Source organism: Xylophilus rhododendri (assembly GCF_009906855.1).
GTDB classification, from domain to species: Bacteria; Pseudomonadota; Gammaproteobacteria; order Burkholderiales; family Burkholderiaceae_C; genus Xylophilus; species Xylophilus rhododendri.
Window position 1 is genome coordinate 4,642,491 of record NZ_CP047650.1, and the last position, 20,340, is coordinate 4,662,830.

The window sequence follows — 20,340 nt, forward strand, 5'->3', positions numbered from 1 at the left end:
GAGTCAACAATCAGTGCAGGGCTTGGGCCACCCGCTGCTGCAGTTCCTCGACCCGGAAGGGCTTGCGCAGCACCACCGCGCCGGCCACGCCGTCGAGCGCCAGGGTGTCCGAATAGCCGCTGACGAAGACGATGGGCAGGGCCGGCCACTGCTGCTGCGCCCGGCGGGCGACCTCGGCGCCGTTCATGCCGGGCATCAGGAAGTCGATGACGGCGGCATCGGGCCGCCAGTGGTCCAGCCGGGCCAGGGCATCGGCGCCGTTGCTGGCTTCGGTGACCTCGATGCCGGCTTCGCGCAGGCAATCGACGATCACGGCGCGCACGCCGTCGTCGTCGTCCACCACCAGCACCTGGCGGTTGCGGTGGCTGCTCTGCGCGGGCGCCTGCACGGGCCGGTCGACGGCCGCCGCCGGCGCCACTTCCGGCAGCAGGATCTCGACCGTGGTGCCGCGCCCCGGCGCGCTGAGGATGCGCGCGCTGCCGCCGGACTGCTGGGCGAAGCCATACACCTGCGACAGGCCCAGCCCCGTGCCCTTGCCCTGTTCCTTGGTGGTGAAGAAGGGGTCGAAGGCACGTGCGGCGACCTCGGCCGTCATGCCGGTGCCGCCGTCGGCCACGCGGATCATCACGTAGGGCCGGGGCGGGCCGCCGTCCAGCGCTTCCTCGTGCCGCAGCGCCTGCACCGTCACGCTGCCGCCCAGGGGCATGGCGTCGCGGGCATTGAGCAGCAGGTTGAGGATGGCCAGTTCCACCTGGCCGGCATCGGTCTGGGCCCAGGCGCCGGCCGCCTGGTCGTCGAAGCGCAGCTGCAGCCCGGTGCCCAGGGCCGGGCCGACCAGCTCGCGTGCGCTGGCCAGCACCGGTGCGATGGCGACCGGCTTCAGGTCCAGGCGCTGGCTGCGCGAGAAGGTCAGCAACTGGTGCGTCAGGCGCGCGCCCTTGTCGACGGCGGCCGCGGCGCTCTCCACATGGCGGAGCAGGGGATGCTCGGCGCCGAGCTTGCGTTTGAGCAGCTGCAGGTTGCCGCTGACGGTCATCAGCAGGTTGTTGAAGTCGTGGGCGATGCCGCCGGTGAGCTGGCCCACGGTTTCGAGCTTCTGGCTGCGGAACAGCGCGGCCTGGGCATGGGCCGCTTCTTCGGCCTGCAGGGCGATGCGGGCGGCCTGCTCGGCCAGCTGGCCTTCCATGCGCCAGGCCGCGTGGGCTTCGGCCTCGGCCCGGGCGGCGCGTTCGTGTTCCAGCGATTCGAGGTGGCTGCCGTCGCGCACCACCAGCACCGCCATCGGCACCACGGTCAGGATGACCATCAGGGCCATGGCCACGCCGACACCCAGTCCGGCCGAACTGCTCATGTGCAGCAGCAGCCAGCCGGCCAGGGGGGCGGTCAGCACCAGCAGCAGCTGGCGCCGGGTGGAGCGGCCGGCCTCGGTCGCCGAGACCAGCACGCCGCGCCACAAGGCGCCGGGCGCGGCCAGGATGGAAGCCAGCGCCAGCAGGAAGAGCGAGATCGCGGTGTGCAGCGCCAGGGTGTCGAAGCCGGCCAGGGCGTAGAGGTCGTGCACGCCATAGCCATAACTCAGCAGGGCGGTGCTGGCGACCAGCAGGCACAGGCTGCTGCCGGTCACCGCCAGATGCGGGCGGCTGCGGGCCAGCAGCACGGCCAGGGCCAGCAGCAGCACGCAGGCGGCGGTGGCCACCGCCATGCGGGCCCCGGCCTGGACGGCGCTGAAGGACAGCTGCGCCTCGACGATGCCGCTCAGGCGGTCGGCACCGAAAAAGAGATGGCTGGCCAGCACCAGCAGGGCGATGGCCATGGCGACGAAGGCGGCCGCGTGGCTGTGCCGGCTGCGCTCCACCGGCTGCCACCAGACCGCCTCGCACAAGGCGATCAGCGCGGCGGCGGTCAGCGCCGACATGCCCTCCAGCCCCGGCAACACCGTGACCAGCCGGGGAAAGCCCAGCACATGCCCGCCCAGGGCCAGCAGGGGGAAGCTGCCCGCCAGGGCGATCAGCGGCCGGGACCAGCCCGAAGCCGGCGCCGCCGGGCGCTGATCCATCGAAGGGTAGAGGACGGACTGAACACTCATGGCTCGTTCGACTGCGACGTCGCGAAGGCGGTGGAAATGGTTGAAAGCTTGGACCGGCAAGGCATGGTCGAGTTGCCCGGCTGCCGAATTTCGGCGCGCAAAACGTGAAGCATTGCGCAGTTGGCTTTCTGCGGGGGCGATGGCCCCGTCTGCATCCCGGCGATAGGGCGGCCGCCGAATCGCCCGCGAGCATATGAAAGAAATATTCAGACTCGGTTCACGCTGCTTTCATAAAAGCTTCATCAAGCTGAACGGTTTCTGATCGAGGCATTAATTTTGAGGTAAGGGGTGGATTACTAGAATCCGCTCGGCCAGATATTTCAGAAAATCCCGTGAACCCCATCCTCCAACCTGCCAGCCCTGTTTCGCTGTCCGTCCGTTCGTCGGCCGGCCTGCGCTTTGCCGGCATCACCATCGCCGGTTTCCTGGCGCTGTTCGCCTGGGACATGAGCGGGCTCGACCTGGCGGTGGCCCGGCTGACGGGCGGCGCCCAGGGTTTTCCGCTGCGGGCCTTTCCGCTGCTGGAAACCACCCTGCACATCGGCACGCGCAATATCGGCTGGCTGATGCTCGCGCTGTTTTGCGTCGGCATATTCCGGCCTTTCGGTTTCCTGCGCCGGCTCGATTCGCGCGAACGCCTGCAATTACCCCTGTCGATTTCCTTGGGCCTGCTCGTGGTTGCGGTGATGAAATACACCAGCCATACCAGCTGCCCCTGGGACCTGCGGGAGTTCGGCGGCGTGCTGCCCCATGTGTCGCACTGGAACCTGGGTTCCATCGACGGCGGCCCCGGCCATTGTTTTCCGGCCGGCCATGCGGCCACCGGCTTTGCCTTCATCGGCGGCTATTTCGCGCTGCGCCGCCGCATGCCGTTGCTGGCGCGGCGCTGGCTTATGGCGGCGCTGGCGGTCGGCCTGGCGCTGGGGCTGTGCCAGCAGTGGCGCGGCGCGCACTTCACCAGCCATACCCTATGGACCGCATGGCTCTGCTGGACCATTGGCGGTCTCGTCGATATGGTGTCCCATCGCCGCATGGCACGTTCCGGAGAATGAGATGCAGACTTCGCCGGAAATCGTCTTTTTCCTCTGGCTCAACGCCAACGCCCAGACACCCGCCTGGGTGGTGGAAGCGGCCCGTTTCAGCACCAGCGGATTGCCCTGGCTGCTGCCGGTGCTGGCCCTGGGCGACGGCCTGCGTTCGCCCGCCGGCCGCAAGGCCTGCCTGCGCATCGCCGCCGGCATGGCGCTGGCCTGGCTGTGCGCCCACACCATGCGCAACCATCTGGACCTGCCGCGGCCGGCCGCGCTGCAGCTCGGCATGCAGTGGATGCAGCACGGCCAGGGCAAGGGCTTTCCCAGCCTGCATGCGGCCGGCGCGCTGGCCTTCGCCTATGGCGTGGCGCTGGCCGGACGGCCCTGGTTCTGGCGCGCGCTGGCCTGGGCCGGCGCGGCGGCGATCTGCTGGAGCCGGATCTGCCTGGGCCTGCATTTCCCGATGGACGTCATCTGCGGGGGCCTGATCGGCGCGGTCGGCGCCCGGCTGGCCTTCGGTTTCCCCTGGCGGCGGCAGATGGCGGCGGCGCGGTCCTCCGGCATCGCCGGTTCGGAGGCCTGATGCGACGTGGACCGCTGCTGGCCCTGGTCGCTCTGTTTGCGCTGCTGTGGTTCGTGCCGCTCGGCGGCCGGACCCTGATCCATTCCGACGAGGGCCGCTACGCCACGCTCTCCCTGGGCATGCTGCAGAGCGGCGACTGGGTGACGCCGCGCCTGAACGGCCTGCTGTATTTCGAGAAGCCGGCGCTGCAGTACTGGCTGGGCGCGCTGTCGATGCAGCTCTTCGGCGTCGACGAATTCGCGGCCCGGCTGTGGCCGGCGCTGGCGGGTTTCCTGGCGGTGCTGGCGGTGGGCTATACCGCCGCCCGGCTGTGGGGCCGCGACACCGGCGTGCGGGCCCTGGCGATCGCCGCGGGCATGAGCTGGATCATCGGCAACAGCCATTTCCTCACGCTGGACGCGGGCCTGTGCCTGTTCCTGACACTGGTGCTCTGCGCCATGCTGCTGGCGCTGCGCGAAGGCGCCACGCCGGGCCAGCGGCGCGGCTGGACCTGGCTGGCCTGGGCGGCGATGGCCGGCGCGGTGCTCAGCAAGGGCCTGGTCGGCATCCTGATACCGGGCTGCGTGCTGCTGCTGCTCTGCCTGTGGGAGCGCGACACGCGGCTGCTGCGCGGCATGCGCTGGTTCTCGGGCGCCCTGATCCTGCTGCTGCTGGCGGCGCCCTGGTTCGTGGCGGTGTCGGCGCGCAATCCGGGCTTCGCGGAGTTCTTCTTCATCCATGAACACTTCGCCCGCTACCTGACCGATGTGCACCACCGCGAGGGCGCCTGGTGGTACTACCTGCCGCTGCTGCTGGCCGGCGCATTGCCCTGGACCGGCGGCCTGGCCTGGCTGCGCGCGCCCGGCGCGGACGTGGCGCCGGCCGAGCGCACCGCGCGCCGCATGCTGCTGCTGTGGTCGGGCTTCGTGCTGCTGTTCTTCAGCGTCTCGCATTCGAAGCTGCCGTCTTACATCCTGCCGATGTTCCCGGCGCTGGCGCTGCTGCTGGCCGAGCGGCTGCGGGGTGTGTCGGCCGGTGCGCTCAAGCGCCAGCTGATGCTGCCGGTGGCCGCCTGGGCGGTGGTGGGCATCGCCTCCTTCTTCGTGGCACGCCTGGCTTCGGCGCGCACGCCGCCGCAGGCCGCCCATGAACTCGGCCTGGGCCTGGCGGCAGGCGCCGTGCTGTTCCTGGCCGGCGCGGCCCTGGCCTGGCGGCTGCTGGGTCGGCAGCGGGTGACGGCGGCGATCGTCGCCGTGGCCCTGGCCCATCTGGCCGGCACGCTGGCGCTGATGCAGTCGCACGATACATACGGCCAGACCAAGAGCAGCCGCCAGATCGCCGGACTGCTGCTGCCGCGCATCGCGCCGGACACGCCGGTCTTCGCGGTTCGCAGCTACGACCAGACCCTGCCCTTCTACCTGCGCCGCCATGTGACCCTGGTCGATTACGTGGACGAGTTCGACTATGGCGAGCGCCACGAGCCCGGCCGCTGGATCCCGGAGCTGGACGCCTTCCTCTCCACCTGGCAGTCGCTGCCCCAGGCCGCGGCCTACATGTCACCCACCACCTGGGCCGAGCTGCCCGAGGCCACGCGCCGCAGCATGCAGCCGGTCTACCAGGACGCCTTCCGGGTGGCCGTGGTGAAGGCGGTGGCGCCATGAGGCTGGCCGATTTCTCCTGGGTGCTGGCCGGCGTGCTGCTCAACGCCCTGGCCCAGCTGCTGCTGAAGGCCGGCGCCAATGCGCTGGGCCGGATCTCGCTGGACGTGGGTCCGGCCGGCGCCCTGGCCCTGGCCTGGGCGGCGGCCCGCCAGCCGGCCATCCTCGGCGGCCTGGCCTGCTACGGCGTCAGTGTGGTGCTGTGGGTGGTGGCCCTGTCGCGGCTGCCGGTCAGCCAGGCCTATCCCATGTTGTCCATCGGCTATGTGCTCAATGCGCTGCTGGCCTGGTGGTTGTTCGGTGAACAGCCGGATGCGCAGCGCTGGCTGGGCATCGGCGTGATCGTGATCGGCGTCGTCCTGGTGGCGCGCAGCGGAGCCTCTACCTGATGAACGAACAGGACTTTCTTCCCTTCACCCGCCCGTCCATCGACGAGTTGACCATCGCCGAAGTGGGCGAGGTGCTGCGCTCCGGCTGGATCACCACCGGCCCGCGCTGCGCCGCGCTGGAGGCGGCCCTGTCCGAGCGCTTCGGGGGCCGGCCGGTGCGCCTGGTCAACTCGGCCACGGCGGCGCTGGAACTGGCGCTGCGCCTGTGCGGCATCGGGCCGGGCGACGAGGTCATCACCACGCCGCTGTCCTGGGTGGCCACGGCCAATGTGATCCTGGCGGTGGGTGCCACGCCGATCTTCGTGGATGTCGATCCGCTCACCCGCAACATCGACCTGGATGCGGCCGAGGCGGCGGTGACGCCGCGCACGGCCGCCATCATCCCGGTGGACCTGGCCGGCTTGCCTGTGGACCGCGACCGGCTGCAGGCCCTGGCCGCGCGCCACGGCCTGCGGGTGATCGAGGATGCGGCCCAGTCCTTCGGCGCCAGCTGGCGGGGCCGCGAGATCGGCAGCACCGGCGACCTGGTCGCCTTCAGTTTCCATGCCAACAAGAACCTCACCAGCGGCGAGGGCGGCTGCCTGGTGCTGCGCAACCAGGCCGAGGCAACGGCCTTCGAGCGCCTGCGGCTGCAGGGGGTGGAGCGTTTTCCCGACGGCACGTTGGAGGTGAAGGCCTGGGGCGGCAAGGCCAATATGACCGACATCGCCGCGGCCATCGCGCTGGGCCAGCTGCGCTCCATCGACGGTTTCACCGCACGGCGGCGCGCACTGGCGCGGCAGTACTTCGAGCGCTGGAACCGCGGCGCCGGCTTCGAGCTGCCGCCGGACGATTTCGACAACAGCAACTGGCACATGTTCCAGCCCCTGCTGCCGCGTGCCACGGCGGCGCGGCGCGGCGAATTCATCGGCGCAATGCGTGCCCAGGGCATAGGCGTGGGGGTGCATTACCCGGCCATGCATCTCTTTGGCCTGTTCCGCGGCCTGGGCTGGCAGGCCGGCCAGTTCCCGGTGGCCGAGGACATCGGCGCGCGCACCGTCACCCTGCCGCTGTTCCCGGCCATGGCGGACGCCGATGTGGCGCGTGTCTGCACCGCGGCCGCCCGCGCCGTCGGATGCCTGCGATGAAGGAGTCCACGATGACCACCGTCTTTCCCGCCGAGTCGGCGCTGCACCGCTGGATCGCCGACGAGATCGACCAGCCCGCGCTGAGTGTGGTGATCCCCGTCTACAACGAGGCCGACGGCCTGCCGGCGCTGTTCGAGCGGCTCTACGCCGCGCTCGACGCGCTGGGCCAGCCCTACGAAGTCATCTTCGTGGACGACGGCAGCCAGGACCGCTCGGCCGCCGTGCTGGGCCGCCAGTTCGAGGCCCGGCCGGAGGTGACCCGGGTGGTGCTGCTCGAAGGCAACTTCGGCCAGCACCGCGCCATCCTCGCCGGCTTCGAGCGATGCCGCGGCCAGCGCATCGTGACGCTGGACGCCGACCTGCAGAACCCGCCGGAAGACATCCCGCTGCTGCTGGCCGCCATGGATGCGGGCCACGACTGCGTGGGCTCCATCCGCCGCGACCGCCAGGACAAGAGCTGGCGCCGCTGGGCCTCGGCCGCCATGAACCGCATGCGCCGCCGGCTCACCGGCATCGTCATGACCGACCAGGGCTGCATGCTGCGCGCCTACAGCCGCCGGGTGGTGGACCTGATCAACCTCTGCCAGGAATCGAACACCTTCATCCCGGCCCTGGCCTGGCAGTTCGCCCAGAACCCGACCGAAGTCGTGGTGAGCCACGAGGCGCGCCATGCCGGCGAATCCAAGTACTCGCTCTACAGCCTGATCCGGCTGAACTTCGACCTGGTGACCGGCTTCTCGGTGGTGCCGCTGCAGATGTTCTCGGTGCTGGGCATGGCGGTGTCCATGCTGTCGGGCCTGCTCTTCGTGCTGCTGGCGGCGCGGCGCATCTTCCTGGGGCCGGAGGAGGGCGGCACCTTCACCCTGTTCGCCCTGCTGTTCTTCTTCGTCGGGCTGGCGCTGCTGGGCATCGGCCTGCTGGGCGAGTACGTGGGCCGCATCTACCAGGAGGTGCGCGGCCGGCCGCGCTACGTGGTGCGGGCGGTGCTGGAGAAGAAGCCATGAAGAGGGCCATCGTCTTCGCCTACCACCAGGTGGGTGTGCGCTGCCTGAAGGTGCTGCTCGATGCCGGGGTGCGGGTCGACCTGGTGGTGACCCACCGCGACCAGCCGGGCGAGAACATCTGGTTCGACAGCGTGGCCGCGCTGGCGCAGGAGCACGGCATCGACTGCATCGCGCCCGATGACGCCAATGCGCCCGAGGTGCTGGCGCGCGGCGCCGCGCTGCAGCCGGACTTCGTCTTCTCCTTTTATTTCCGCCAGATGCTCAAGGAACCCTGGCTGCTGCTGCCGCGCCTGGGCGCCTGGAACATGCACGGCTCGCTGCTGCCGCAGTTCCGCGGCCGGGTGCCGGTCAACTGGGCGGTGATCGAGGGCGCGCGCGCCACCGGCGCCACCCTGCATGCGATGGAGATCAAGCCCGATGCCGGCGCCATCGCCGGCCAGTTCGCCGTGCCCATCCTGGGCGACGACACGGCCGCCGAGGTGTTCGCCAAGGTGGTGGTGGCGTCCGAACTGGTGCTGGTGCGGGCCCTGCCGGGGCTGCTGGGCGGCACGGCGGTGCTGTCGCCGCAGCGCCTGTCGGACGGCCGCTACTACGGCGGCCGCAAGCCGGAGGACGGGCGCATTCCCGCCGACGGCAGCGCCCAGCGCATCCACGACCTGGTGCGTGCCCTGGCGCCGCCGTATCCGCCGGCCTTTCTCGACATCGCCGGCCGGCGTGTGTTCATCGAACGCAGCCTGCGTGCGGCAGGGCTGCCGCAGCTGCCTGGCCAGGGCCTGCGCCTGGCCTGCCACGAAGGCCGGCTCTGGCTGCTGGCCGGCGACGGCAGCCTGCTGCGCATCCTGCGGGCGACGGTGGACGGCCAACTGCTCGACCCCGCTCTTTTCCTCTCCCTCTTCGGCAGCGCCATCGTCGCGGCCGACACCTCGGCGGCACCAAGCCCCATCTGCTGAAAGCGTCCCATGCTCAAAATCCTCATCGTCGGCGTCAACGGTTTCATCGGCCACCACCTGACCCGTGCCATTCTGGAGACCACCGACTGGGAGGTCTACGGCATGGACATGCAGACCGACCGCGTCGCGCCCTGGCTGAAGCATCCGCGTTTCCATTTCGCCGAGGGCGACATCACCATCAACAAGGAGTGGATCGAATACCACGTGCGCAAGTGCGACGTGGTGCTGCCCCTGGTGGCCATCGCCACGCCGGCCACCTATGTGAGCGATCCGCTGCGGGTGTTCGAACTCGACTTCGAGGCCAACCTGCCCATCGTGCGCCACTGCGTGCGCTACGGAAAACGCGTGATCTTCCCCTCGACCAGCGAGGTCTACGGCATGTGCGAGGACGAACAGTTCGACGCCGAGGCCTCCAACATGGTCTACGGCCCGATCAACAAGCCGCGCTGGATCTACGCCTGCTCCAAGCAGCTGATGGACCGGGTGATCCACGCCTACGGCATGCAGGAAGGGCTGCGCTACACCCTGTTCCGCCCCTTCAACTGGATCGGCCCGGGCCTGGACAGCCTGCACACGCCCAAGGAGGGCTCCAGCCGCGTCATCACCCAGTTCCTGGGCCATATCGTGCGCGGCGAGCCGATCCGGCTGGTGGACGGCGGCAGCCAGCAGCGCGCCTTCACCTATGTGGACGACGGCATCTCGGCGCTGATGAAGATCATCGCCAACGAGGGCGGCGTGGCCGACGGCCGCATCTACAACATCGGCAATCCGAACAACATCCTGTCGGTGCGCGAACTCGCCACCCTGCTGCTGGCGCTGGCCCGGCAGATGCCCGAGTACGCCGAATCGGCGGCGCGGGTGAGCCTGCAGGACATCAGCTCGGCCGACTACTACGGCCGCGGCTACCAGGACGTGCAGCACCGCGTGCCCGACATCCGCAACACCTGCGCCGACCTGGACTGGGCGCCGCGCTGGGCCATGCAGGATGCGCTGGCCGCGCTGCTCGACTACTACCGCGCGCCGGCCGAAGCCGCGGCGGACCTGGTGGCCTGAGCCGCATGGCCCGCATCGCACTCAAGGTCGATGTCGATACCTGGCGCGGCACCCGGCTGGGCGTGCCGGCGCTGGTCGACCTGTTCAGGGCCGAGGGGGCAGACGCCACTTTCCTCTTCAGCCTGGGGCCGGACCACACCGGCCGCGCCGTGCTGCGCGCGCTGCGGCCGGGTTTCCTGAAGAAGGTGGCCCGCACCTCGGTGCTGGAGCACTACGGCCTGCGCACCCTGCTCTACGGCATGCTGCTGCCCGGGCCCGACATCGGCCTGCGCGAGGCGCCGCTGCTGCGCTCGGTGCGCGATGCCGGCTTCGAGGTGGGCGTGCATTGCTGGGACCATGTGCGCTGGCAGGACCACCTGCTGCGCGAGGACGATGCCTGGGCCGCGCGGGAGATGGCGCGCGCGGTCAAGCGCTTCACCGAGATCTTCGGCTGCCCGCCCCGGGTGCATGGCGCCGCCGGCTGGCAGTTCCACGATGGCGCGGCGCGCGCCGAGGCGGCGCAGGAGATCCGCAGCGCCTCCGACGTGCGCGGCACCCATCCCTTCGTGCCGGTGAACGCGGCGGGCGAGACCCTGGGTCCGACGCAGTTCCCGACCACCCTGCCCACGCTGGACGAACTCATCGGCCTGGACGGCGCGGACGCCGGCAATGTGCACACCCGGCTGCTGGAGCGCACCGCCGGGCAGTCGCAGGACCAGGTCTTCACCCTGCATGCCGAGCTGGAAGGCCAGCGCCTGATGCCGGTGCTCTCGCGCCTGATGGCCGGCTGGGTGCGCCAGGGCCACACCCTGGTGGCCTTGCGCACCCTGGAATGGGCGGCGCACGGCATGACCCTGCCGCGCCACACCATCGTGCAGCAGGAGGTGCCGGGGCGCTCAGGCCGGCTCGCCGTCCAGGGGCCCTGTATCGGCTGAGCTGTCGGCCGAGGCGGCGGCGGCGCGGGCCAGCATCTCGTCGCTGACGGCGCGCACCCGCGCATCGGGCGAGGCGGCCAGCAGCCGGCCGGCCTCTTCGAGAAAACGCGGCGTGGCCGTGGCGGGCACCCGCCGCAGCCAGGGCAGGGCCTCTTCCATGCGGCCGCGTTCGGCCAGCATGCGGGCGTAGTGGTACTGGCCGCGGAAGTCGCCGCCTTCGGCACCGCGCCGGTAATGTTCCAAAGCTTGCTCGGCATCGCGCGGCGTGGCCAGGCCTTCCTCGTGGTGGCGGCCGGCCTTGGTCCAGGACTTGGCATGGCCCATGGCCGCGGCGCGTTGGTACAGCACCAGGGCCTGGGCATCGCTGCGCAGCACCCCGGTGCCGGCGGCGAACTGGTTGGCAAGGTTGTAGAGGCCGGCGTCCAGGCCGCGGTCCGCCGCCTGGCGGAACCAGCGCACGGCGGCCTGCGGGTCGGCTGGCGTGCCCCAGCCGTTCTCGTAGCAGCGGCCGGCCATGTTCATGCCCATGGCGTGGCCCTGTCCGGCGGCCTTCAGGAAGCTGGCCAGGGCGGCGGGCGCATCGGCTGTCGTGCCATGGCCGTCCAGCAGCCACTGGCCCAGCACGGCCTGGGCGCCGGCATGGCCGAGCGCGGCGGCGGCCTGCATCCAGGGCAGGGCGAGGGTGGCGGGGGCTTCGAGCAGGGCCTGCCATTGACCGGCCGTGAGGCGCTCGACCTCCTGCGGTTGCTGGGGCGGGAGCGGTAGCGGCAGGGTGGCTGGGTTCACTTCGGCTTTTCGGTTCGGCGAGGACGGGCCGTGTTTTTAGCAGACCCCGCCGGCCTGCCGCCTCAGAAGCTGCGGTTGTAGGTGAATATCAGCGCCGCGCTGCCCAGGATGCCGACCTCCGCCGCGTCCTCGGGCGTGAACTGCCAGCCCACGGCCGGTATCACGGCCAGGCCGAAACCGTGGTGGTTGAAGGGCACCTTGTCCTGGTACTGGCCCTTGTAGCCGTAGATCACGCCGCCGCTGAGCTTGGCGAAGAGCGGCGCCTGGCCCAGCACATGGTCCCACTGGTGGCCGTAGTAGACATAGGCCGAGGGCTGGCCGAAGGAGTTGCGGAACAGGGCGGCGCCGATCAGGCTGTCGTCCTGGCGCTTTTGCTCCAGGCCCAGCAGATAGACGTGTTTGTGTTCCTCGGCATCGCTCCAGTGGTAGGCGTAGGGGCCGAGCATGAGGCTGAGCCGGCCGCCCTCGTCCGCATGCGCGGCAGGGCTGAGGGAGGCGGCGATACAGCCCAGGGCCAGGAGCCTGGCGGGGAGGGGGAAGGCGGGTCTGAAAAACGGCATCGCGGGAAGCTAGCCGTGCAAGCTGAAGGGTCCCTGTCGGCCGTCTTCAGATAGCGTTCAAATTCAGCCGTCTTGCCGATGCAATTTTTCCAACTTGTGACGTTCGGCTGAAAGATCGGCGGGGCTCAGCGGCACATAGCCCTCTTCGGAGTCCTTCTGGCGCTCGACCAGCGCCTGCCCCGCATCGGACAGCGCCAGCCGCAGGTACTCCAGCACGAAGGCCGGCAGCGGTTCGCCCGGGCGGCGGTTCACCACCAGCTGCAGCGGCGCGGAAAGCGGATAGAGCCCGGCGTGGACCTCCTCATAGGACGGTCCGTGGAAGGCCTGGCCCGGCGCGGCCGCCAGGGGCAGCACCCGCACGTCCTTCGAAGTGGCCGAGGCATCGATCCAGCCCAGCAGCCCGATGCCGAAGGGGTCGGCCGCCACCGCGCGGATCACCGCCTCGCGCGAGTCCAGTGCCTCGTAGCGCGGGCTGAACGGCAGTCCGCCGAAACGCTGCAGCCGCAGCGAGGTGGCGAAGCCGCCGTCGTCGCGCAGGCCGTAGACGTGGATGCGGCGCTGCGCCCATTCGCCTTGCATGCCCAGCTGCGACCAGCGGCTGACATCGCCCCCGTCCTGCCCCGCCGTGAAGACCCGGGCGAGCTGCTGCAGGGTGAGGCCGGGCAGCGGGTTGGCCTGGTTGACGTAGACCGCCGGCGGCGTCTTTTCCGGCGCACGCGGGCCGTGGCCGTTGTAGCCGATGCGGATCGCCACCGGCGCGTAGCCGAAGGTCTGCACGAAGGCCGACCGGTCGATCGGCCAGATGTCGCGCGACATCGGCGCGAAGGGCGTGGCGCCGGCCGTCAGCGCCGGCATGCCGGTGGAGGAGCCGTTCATGTTCACGCGGAAACGCACGCCGGGATGGGTGTCGGCGTAGAGCCGGTTCAGGTCCTGCACCAGGGTCTCCATGCCGTCGTTGCCGACGATGGAGACCGAGCCGTCGGGCAGCACCCACGAGGCGTCGGCGGGCGGCTGGAACAGGGTCTGGGCGTGGAGGCCGCTGGCCAGGCCCAGGCCGGCCAGGCAGAGTGCGCGCAAGGTCTTCATGCGAGTTTCCCTTGTTGCGCCAGCGCCTGCTCGGGTGTGAGCGGGAGGTAGCCGCCGGGTCCCCGGGCCAGCGCGGACTGGCCTTGCGGCGACAGGGCCAGGCGCACGTAGGCGACGGCCAGCGGATCGAGCGGCTCGTCCTGCCGGCGGCGCAGCGCCAGGGTCAGTGGGCAGGCCAGGGGATAGGCGCCGGAGCGGATGTCCTGCACCGTGCCCTGCCACGTCCGGCTGCCGTCGTCGCTGGCGAGCGCGATGCGTTTGGCGCCGCGCGGCGGCGGCACCGAAGGCGCCACGCCGATGGCCCAGGGGTCGGCCGCGACACGGGCCAGCAGGGCTTCGGGCGTATCGACGAATTCGCTGGCGGCCGCGAAGTCGAGTTTCTTCAGGATGTGCTGCTGCACCAGGCCGCCGGTGGCGCTGGTGCCGGGCAGTGCGATCACCCGCGCGGCATGCGCCGCCGCGGACGCCACGCCGAGCTGGCTCCAGGTGCCGAGGTCGCCGTCCGGCGCACCCTGGCCCAGCAGTCCGGCGAGCTGGCGCATCGTCAGCCGGTCCAGCGGATTGGCCCGGTTCACATAGATCGCCAGCGAGCAGGCGGTGTGCCCGTCGCCCTGCGCGCGGCCGTAGCCGACCAGGATCTCCAACGGCCTGGCGCCATTGATCTTGGCGTAGGCCGCGGCCTCCAGCGGATGGATGGGCCGGTCCATGGCCGCGACGAGCGTGACGCCGTGGGTCAGCAGCGGCACGGCGCTGTCCGAGCCGGTGCCCAGGGCACGCAGGCGGGTGGCGGGATTGGCCTGGGTGAAGAGGCGGTTCCAGCGCCGCAGCGTGTCCACCAACAGCGGCGAGCCTTCGATGCGCACGGCGCCGTCGGCCTCGCGGTAGCCGTTCGGGGTTGCCAGCGCACCGCCCGCGAAGGGCAGGGCGCAGAGGGCGGCCAGCGCCTGTCGGCGCGATGGCAGGAATAGGGAGGAGTTCATGCTGGTGGGCTTCCTCAGTACTTGGCCCGCAGCGTCAGCATCGCCATGCGGGGATTGCCCAGGAAGTTGTGGTCCGCCGGCGTCTGGATCGACTGGTAGTAGTAGCGGTCGCCCAGGTTGGTGATGTTGAGCGCCAGCGAGAGCTTGGGTGTGAACTGGTAGGTGGCGCCCACATCCACCGTGGCGAAGCCGCCCTGGCGCACCGTCACGCCCGAGGTGTTGGTGCTGAACTCGCTGGTGGCGTAGACGCTGCCGTTGAGGCTCAGCCCGCTGAACACGCCGCCCAGCCGGTACTGCGACCAGAGCTTGACCAGGTGTTTGGGCGTGAAGGCCGAGAAGGCGGCGCGGCCGGTGTCGGCGCTGCTGTCGAAGTAGCGGGTGTTGGTGCGCACATAGCCGGCCGAGACATCCCAGCGCGGATCGATGCGGCCGGAGACCTGCGCCTCGAAACCCTCGCTGCGCGACTTGCCCTGCGCCAGGTAGTAGGTGTTGACGGTGTCGCTGGGGTCGCGCACCGAGCGGTTGCTCTGCGTCAGCTGGAACAGGGCCAGGCTGGCGTCGGCCCGGCCGTCGAGCAGGGCGGCCTTCACGCCGGCCTCGTACTGGCGGCCCTGCAGGGGCTTGATCAGCGCGCCGGAGGAGTCGCGCACCGACTGCGGCGAGAAGATCTGCGTGACGCTACCGTAGAGCGAATACGTGTCGTTGAGGTCGTAGACCAGGCCGGCATAGGGCGTGAGCTTGCCGTCGATCGCGTCCTTGGTGAATCGGGTGGCGTTGGCGTTGTAGACGCTGTCCGGGCTGACTTCCGAACGCCACCAGGTGGCGCGCGCCCCCACGATCAGGCTCAGCGGATCGGTCAGGCTGAAGCGGGCATTGCCGTAGAGGCTGGCCTGGCGGGTGTCGGTGGTGGAGACCGACTTGGCCGACTCCAGGAAGGTGATCGGCGCGATGTTGGACACCGGGTTCGTCAGGTTGACGTTGATGGTGCGCGGCGTGCCCGGCGCGCCGAAGGCCCGGTTGTGTTCGTAGAGGTAGCCGGTGCCCACCGTGAGCTGGTGGCGGCGGCCCAGCAGGAAGAAGGGGCCGCTGGCATAGGCATCCAGCACCGTCTGGCGGTCGTGGCTGGTGCCCACGCTGGTCTGGTACTGGGTGGTGTTGAGGGCGGGATTGACCGCGTTGCGCAGGCCGCCGAAGAGCGAATAACGCTCCTGCAGGGCATTGGTCAGCGAGACCTTGCCCTTCCAGCCGCCGTCGAAGCGGTGCTCCAGCTCGGCGAAGCTGGTCAGCAGCTGGAAGGTCTCGTGGTTCCAGTCGGGGCCGTAGTACTTCTCGCGGTCGATGTTGAGGAAGCTGCCGTTGGTGTAGGTGGGGTAGCCGTACTGCATCGACTTGGAGCTCAGCGTCTGGCGGCTGAAGCCCAGGCTGGCGGTGGTGGCCGGGGCGATGTCGGCTTCGAGCACGCCGTAGAGCTGGTCGGTGCGGCGGTGGGCGCCGCGGGTTTCGTAGTCCTGCTCCAGGGCCTCGCCCACGATGCGGCCGCGCAGGGTGCCGGCGGCGTTGAGGGCACCGCCCACGTCGGCACGCAGGATGCGGGTGTTGAGGCTGCCCAGCGTGACTTCGGCCGAGGCCTGCAGCTCGCGGGTGGGGCGCTTTCGCACCAGGTTGATGGTGCCGCCGGCGCTGCCGAAGCCGTTGACCAGGCCGGCCGGGCCGCGCAGCACTTCCACCCGGTCGTACATCACCAGGCTGGGCGGGGTGAGGTAGTTGAGCAGGGTGGGCACACCATCGACCTGCAGGGTGTCGATCTCGTAGCCGCGGGCATAGAAGCGGTAGCGCGAGCTGTCGACATTGGTGGTGACGATGCCGTTGGCCGCGCGCAGGGCCTGCTGCAGGTCGAGCAGGTTCTGCGATTCGATCTGCTCGTGCGAGACCACGCTGACCGACTGGGGGATCTCGCGCTGGGTCAGCGCGATCTTGCTGCCGATGGAGGTGGCGGGGTTGATCGCCTTGTGGGTCTCGTCGGTGGGCGTGACGGTGACTTCCTTCAGCTGGCCGGTCGTGGCCTGGGCATGGAGGGCGAGGGGCGCGCAGGCGGCCGAGGCGGCGAGGCAGAGGGCACGGAGCGGGAAGCGCGGGGAGGCAGTCACGGCGGGCATGCAGAAGGAGTGGTTGATCTCTCCTATGCCGGACGAGCCGTGGAAAAGGGGAACCGCCTGGGCGGAAATATTTTCAGTAGCGCGCCTGCAGGGTCAGCATCAGCAGGCGCGGATTGCCCAGGAAGTTGTGGTCGGCCGTGCTGCTCAGGCTCTGGTAGTAGAGGCGGTCGAAGGCGTTCTCCAGGTGCGCGCGCAGTTCCAGGCCGGGGCGCAGGTTCAGGCCGATCCAGGTGTCGAGCGTGGCGAAACCGCGCTGGCGGATGGTGGCGCTGCCGTCCACCACCTGGTAGGCGCTGCTGGCCTTGAGGGCGCCGCCCACATGCCAGCGCTGGCCGGCGGGCCGCCAGTCGGTCCAGGCCTTGAGCAGGTGGCCGGGGGTGTAGGCCATGAAGGCCGCACGGCCGGTGTCGGCGCTGCTGTCGAGGTAGCGGGTGAGGGTGCGGGTATAGCCCAGCGACAGCTCCCAGCCGGGCTGGAGGTGGCCGCTGAGCTGGGCGTCCAGCCCCTGGGTGCGGGCCTTGCCCTGGGCCTGGAAGACGGTGCCGGTGGTGTCGCCCGGTGTGTTCATCGCGCGGTTGGCCTGCACCAGGCGGAACAGGGCGAGCTGGAGCTGCAGGCGGCCCTCGGCCAATTGCTGGCGCAGGCCGGCTTCTTCCTGGCGGCCCTGCAGGGGCTTGAGCAAGGTGCCGGAGGCGTCGCGCTGGGTTTGCGGCGTGTAGATGGCGCTGGTGCTGGCGTAGAGCTGGCGGGCCGCATCCAGCCGCCACACCAGGCCGGCCGAGGGCGTGAGGCGCGGGCCGAAGCCGTCGTGGTGGTCCTGCATGCCGGAGGCGTTGGCCAGGGGGTCGATGGCGACACGGCTGGTCCAGCGGCTGGCGCGCAGGCCGGCGGCCAGGTCCAGGCGGTCGGCCAGGGCGAAGCGGCCGTGGGCGTAGGCGCCGAGCTGGTCGGTCTGGGTGACCTGCCGCGAGACATTGGTGGAGAAATCGGCCTGCGGCGGCGAATACGGATCGGCCAGCGACACGTCGAAATAACGCGGCACGCCGGGCGCGCTGCTTTGCGGATCGCGCTGGTGGCTGGCGTTCAGGCCCAGGGTGAGGTCGTGGCTGCGGCCCCAGGCCTGCAGCGGGCCGGCGGCCTTCAGGTCGAGCACGGTCTGGCGGTCTTCGGTCTGGATGGTGCTGGTCTGGTAGCGGCTGAGGTCCTGGCCGGCCACCACCGCGCCGCGCAGGCCTGCGAAGGCGCTGTCGCGCTGGCTGTGCAGCTGGTTGAGCGAGGCCTTGAGCGACCAGCCGGCATCCAGCCGGTGCAGCAGTTCGGCGAAGGCGGTGTCCAGGCGGTAGGTCTCGCGGTTCCAGTCGGCGCCGTAGTAGGTGGCGTAGGGAATCCTGAGGAAGCTGCCGTCGGTGTAGGTGGGGTAGCCGTACTGCATGGAGCGTGAATCCAGCCATTGCCGGCTGGCGCCGATGCGCAGTTCGGTGGACGGGCCCAGGTCGGTCTCCAGCACGCCGTAGAGCTGGTCGTCGTGGCGCCAGGTGCCTTGTTGGCGCAGGGCCTGGCGGTCGGTGCTGGCGACGATGCGGCCGCGCAGCTGGCCGGCTGCGTCCAGCGGGCCGCCGATGTCGATCTGGCCGGTGCGCGCCTGGTAGCTGCCCGCGCCGACCCTGGCCGTGGCCTCGAAAGCGCGCTGCGGGCGCTTGCGCACCAGGTTCATGGTGCCGCCTGCGCTGCCCACGCCGGCCATCACGCCGTCCGGGCCGCGCAGCACCTCCACGCTTTCGTACATCGACAGATTGGGCGGGGTGAGGTAGCCGACGGCGGTGGAGACGCCGTCGAACTGCAGGGTGTCGATCTGGAAGCCGCGCGAGTGGATGCGGTAGCGGGAGTTGTCGACGTTGGAGCTGGTGATGCCGGGGACGTGGCTCAGGGCTTGCTGCAGGTCGTTGGCCTGGAGCAGGTCGAGGGCATGGCGGTCCAGCGTGAAGCCGGTCTGCGGCTGGGCTTGCGCGCCGGGCGCGATGCGCTGGCCGGAGGCGAGGCGGGCGGCGGCGTCCGGCTCGGCGCTGGCCTGTACTTGCACGGTCGGCAGGCTCCATCCGGCGGTGACGAGCGGGGTGGCGGCGGCAGCGGGCGGAGCGGGCCGCAGCACATAGCTGCCGTCGGCCGCGCGAAGCGCCTGCAGGCCTGTGCCGGCGAGCAGGCGTTCGAAGCCGCGGGCCACGTCGGTTTCTCCTTCGACCCCGGGGCTGGCCTTGCCGGCCGTCAGCGCCCCATCCGCCGAGACCAGCGCGCCCGACTGGGCGGCGAAACTGCCGATGGCCGTGTTAAGCGGGCCGGGCGGTACATGGAAGGAGGGGCGATCCTGCGCGTGCAAGCCGCCCGCCGCCACGGCAAGGAACAGGGCCGGCAGGACGACAGCGGCGCGGAACACGTCGCTCAGCGCGGCAGCACCGTCACCCACCAGGGGGTGATCGTCTCGATGCGCAGCGGCAGTGCCTGCGCCAGCATGGCCAGGGCCCGGTCGCTGTCCTGCAGGGGGAAGGCGCCGGTGATCTTCCAGCCGGCCAGGGCGGGATCGCTGCCCAGGTGGCCGCGCCGCCAGCGGCCGAGTTCGGCGAGGAAGTCGGGCAGGGGCATGTCGTCGGCCAGCAGCAGGCCGCCGCGCCAGGCTTCGCGGGCGGGCGAGGCGGCGTTCTCGGGGCCGAGGCCCTCGGCGCCCAGGCCGATCTGCCGGCCGGCGGGCACCACATGCGGCGGGCCGCTGGCGGCGCGGGCTTCCACCGCGCCTTCGAACACGGCCAGGGTGGTGCTGTCGTCCGCCACCTGCCGGACCGAAAAACGGGTGCCCAGCGCCCGCATCCGGCCATGCAGGCTGCAGACGACGAAGGGCCGCGCGGGCAGGGCGCTGTCGTGCGCGGTCTCGATCAGCACCTCGCCCTGCTGCAGCACCAGCTCGCGTTGCTGCGGCCCGTAGGCCAGGCGCACGGCGCTGTCGGGCGAGAGCCAGATGCGGCCGCCGTCCGGCAGGGTGAAGTCGCGGGTCTCGCCGGTGGCGGTCTGCAGGTCGGCCCGCCAGAAGGCTTCACGCAGGCCGGCCCAGGCGGCCAGCGCACTCACACCCAGCACACCCAGCGTGCGCAGGCTGCCGCGCCGCGAGCGGCCACGCGCGGCCGCATCCAGGGCGAGGCGGGAGGCCCGTGCCTGCGGCGCGCTGGTGTTGATCGCGGCGAAGCCCTGCTGCACCGCCAGCACCCGGCGCCAGGCCAGGCGGTGCTGCTCGGAAGCATCCAGCCAGGCCTGCCAGCGCGCCTGCCGCTGGCCGTCGTCCGGGCCGGACTCCAGCTCGGCGAACCATTTCGCGGCCTGCTGCAGGGTGGCGAAATCGGGCTGGCTGCTGCCCGCGCTCATGCGGCGGCGGGGTCCAGGTCGAGGGCGATGCAGTGCAGCATCGCATCGGCCATGTAGCGCTTGACCATGCGCTCGGACACGCCCAGCTCCAACGCGATCTCCGCATACGGCAGCCCGTGCACCCGCGACAGGATGAAGGCCTGGCGCGGCCGGGGCGCCATGTCCTGCAGCATGGCGTCGATGCGGCACAGCGCCTGGATGGCCATGGCCTGCTGCTCGGGCGAGGGCGCGAAGGCCTCGGGCTGGGCGGCCAGGGCATCGAGCCAGGCGCGTTCGATCTCGCGGCGGCGCCAGAAGTCGATCACCAGGCCGCGGGCGATGCGCGAGAGGAAGGCGCGCGGTTCGCGCAGCTCGGCGATGTCGGCCTGCTGGCGCTGCAGCAGGCGCAGGAAGGTGTCCTGCGCCAGGTCTGCGGCCTGGTGGGCATCGCCGTCGAGCTGGCGGCCCAGCCAGCGGCGCAGCCAGCCCTGGTGGTCCTCGTACAGGGTCGAGACGCTGGGCACGGGGGCTTCCCCGGGACCGGTGCGTGGCGACAGACGAAAGGACATGGGCGAAGGCGGCTAGATAAGAATGAGTTCCATTTTAGTTTG

At 70.8% G+C, this 20,340-nt stretch carries 18 protein-coding genes; 9 read left to right on the forward strand and 9 right to left on the reverse strand.

Features of this window, described 5'->3' with window-relative positions:
* Window positions 1–10: 10 nt before the first annotated feature.
* Complete coding sequence (locus GT347_RS21510; protein ID WP_160554137.1) at window positions 11–2,086, reverse strand: response regulator; 2,076 nt, start codon at window positions 2,084–2,086, stop codon at window positions 11–13.
* A 332-nt stretch (window positions 2,087–2,418) separates the two neighbouring features.
* Between GT347_RS21510 and GT347_RS21515 the strand changes: the two genes are divergently transcribed.
* The 9 genes from GT347_RS21515 (at window position 2,419) to GT347_RS21555 (ending at window position 10,774) form a co-directional block, all read left to right on the forward strand.
* Window positions 2,419–3,138 carry a phosphatase PAP2 family protein gene (locus tag GT347_RS21515; protein WP_229722418.1) on the forward strand — a complete coding sequence of 240 codons (720 nt, stop codon included), beginning with the start codon at window positions 2,419–2,421 and terminating at the stop codon, window positions 3,136–3,138.
* 1 nt (window position 3,139) lies between these two features.
* Window positions 3,140–3,700 carry a phosphatase PAP2 family protein gene (locus GT347_RS21520; RefSeq protein WP_160554139.1) on the forward strand — a complete coding sequence of 187 codons (561 nt, stop codon included), beginning with the start codon at window positions 3,140–3,142 and terminating at the stop codon, window positions 3,698–3,700.
* Entirely contained in the window at window positions 3,700–5,340 is a 1,641-nt protein-coding gene (locus GT347_RS21525) for a glycosyltransferase family 39 protein (protein ID WP_160554140.1), read from the forward strand. The genes GT347_RS21520 and GT347_RS21525 overlap by 1 nt, the downstream gene beginning before the upstream one ends.
* The gene (locus GT347_RS21530) at window positions 5,337–5,726 is read left to right on the forward strand and encodes a DMT family transporter (RefSeq protein WP_160554141.1); all 390 of its coding nucleotides are present in this window, start codon (window positions 5,337–5,339) and stop codon (window positions 5,724–5,726) included. Before GT347_RS21525 ends, GT347_RS21530 begins: the two co-directional genes overlap by 4 nt.
* Window positions 5,726–6,853, forward strand: a complete 1,128-nt coding sequence (locus tag GT347_RS21535) for a DegT/DnrJ/EryC1/StrS family aminotransferase (RefSeq protein ID WP_160554142.1) — start codon at window positions 5,726–5,728, stop codon at window positions 6,851–6,853. Before GT347_RS21530 ends, GT347_RS21535 begins: the two co-directional genes overlap by 1 nt.
* Before the next feature lie 65 nt (window positions 6,854–6,918).
* Entirely contained in the window at window positions 6,919–7,857 is a 939-nt protein-coding gene (locus GT347_RS21540) for a glycosyltransferase (RefSeq protein ID WP_160555473.1), read from the forward strand.
* Window positions 7,854–8,807, forward strand: a complete 954-nt coding sequence (locus GT347_RS21545; RefSeq protein ID WP_160554143.1) for a formyltransferase — start codon at window positions 7,854–7,856, stop codon at window positions 8,805–8,807. Before GT347_RS21540 ends, GT347_RS21545 begins: the two co-directional genes overlap by 4 nt.
* A gap of 9 nt (window positions 8,808–8,816) precedes the next feature.
* Complete coding sequence (locus GT347_RS21550) at window positions 8,817–9,860, forward strand: bifunctional UDP-4-keto-pentose/UDP-xylose synthase (protein ID WP_160554144.1); 1,044 nt, start codon at window positions 8,817–8,819, stop codon at window positions 9,858–9,860.
* Window positions 9,861–9,865: 5 nt separating this feature from the next.
* Window positions 9,866–10,774 (forward strand): polysaccharide deacetylase family protein, encoded by a 909-nt coding sequence (locus GT347_RS21555; protein ID WP_160554145.1) that lies wholly within the window; start codon window positions 9,866–9,868, stop codon window positions 10,772–10,774.
* Here GT347_RS21555 and GT347_RS21560 read toward each other — a convergent pair.
* The 8 genes from GT347_RS21560 to GT347_RS21595 all read right to left on the reverse strand — a co-directional run bounded on the left by GT347_RS21560 (window position 10,736) and on the right by GT347_RS21595 (window position 20,253).
* Window positions 10,736–11,560 carry a tetratricopeptide repeat protein gene (locus GT347_RS21560; RefSeq protein WP_160554146.1) on the reverse strand — a complete coding sequence of 275 codons (825 nt, stop codon included), beginning with the start codon at window positions 11,558–11,560 and terminating at the stop codon, window positions 10,736–10,738. The two genes, GT347_RS21555 and GT347_RS21560, sit on opposite strands and share 39 nt — an antisense overlap.
* A 62-nt stretch (window positions 11,561–11,622) precedes the next feature.
* Entirely contained in the window at window positions 11,623–12,120 is a 498-nt protein-coding gene (locus GT347_RS21565; protein WP_160554147.1) for an ABC transporter ATP-binding protein, read from the reverse strand.
* Between the two features lie 63 nt (window positions 12,121–12,183).
* Complete coding sequence (locus tag GT347_RS21570; RefSeq protein WP_160554148.1) at window positions 12,184–13,206, reverse strand: PstS family phosphate ABC transporter substrate-binding protein; 1,023 nt, start codon at window positions 13,204–13,206, stop codon at window positions 12,184–12,186.
* Entirely contained in the window at window positions 13,203–14,186 is a 984-nt protein-coding gene (locus tag GT347_RS21575; RefSeq protein WP_160554149.1) for a PstS family phosphate ABC transporter substrate-binding protein, read from the reverse strand. The genes GT347_RS21570 and GT347_RS21575 overlap by 4 nt, the downstream gene beginning before the upstream one ends.
* A gap of 14 nt (window positions 14,187–14,200) precedes the next feature.
* A complete protein-coding gene (locus GT347_RS21580; RefSeq protein ID WP_160554150.1) occupies window positions 14,201–16,333 on the reverse strand; it encodes a TonB-dependent siderophore receptor in 2,133 nt (710 codons plus the stop codon).
* Between the two features lie 82 nt (window positions 16,334–16,415).
* Window positions 16,416–18,803 (reverse strand): TonB-dependent siderophore receptor, encoded by a 2,388-nt coding sequence (locus GT347_RS21585; protein WP_160554151.1) that lies wholly within the window; start codon window positions 18,801–18,803, stop codon window positions 16,416–16,418.
* The gene (locus tag GT347_RS21590) at window positions 18,779–19,750 is read right to left on the reverse strand and encodes a FecR domain-containing protein (protein WP_160554152.1); all 972 of its coding nucleotides are present in this window, start codon (window positions 19,748–19,750) and stop codon (window positions 18,779–18,781) included. The genes GT347_RS21585 and GT347_RS21590 overlap by 25 nt, the downstream gene beginning before the upstream one ends.
* Complete coding sequence (locus GT347_RS21595) at window positions 19,747–20,253, reverse strand: sigma-70 family RNA polymerase sigma factor (protein WP_229722419.1); 507 nt, start codon at window positions 20,251–20,253, stop codon at window positions 19,747–19,749. Before GT347_RS21595 ends, GT347_RS21590 begins: the two co-directional genes overlap by 4 nt.
* Between the last annotated feature and the right edge of the window lie 87 nt (window positions 20,254–20,340).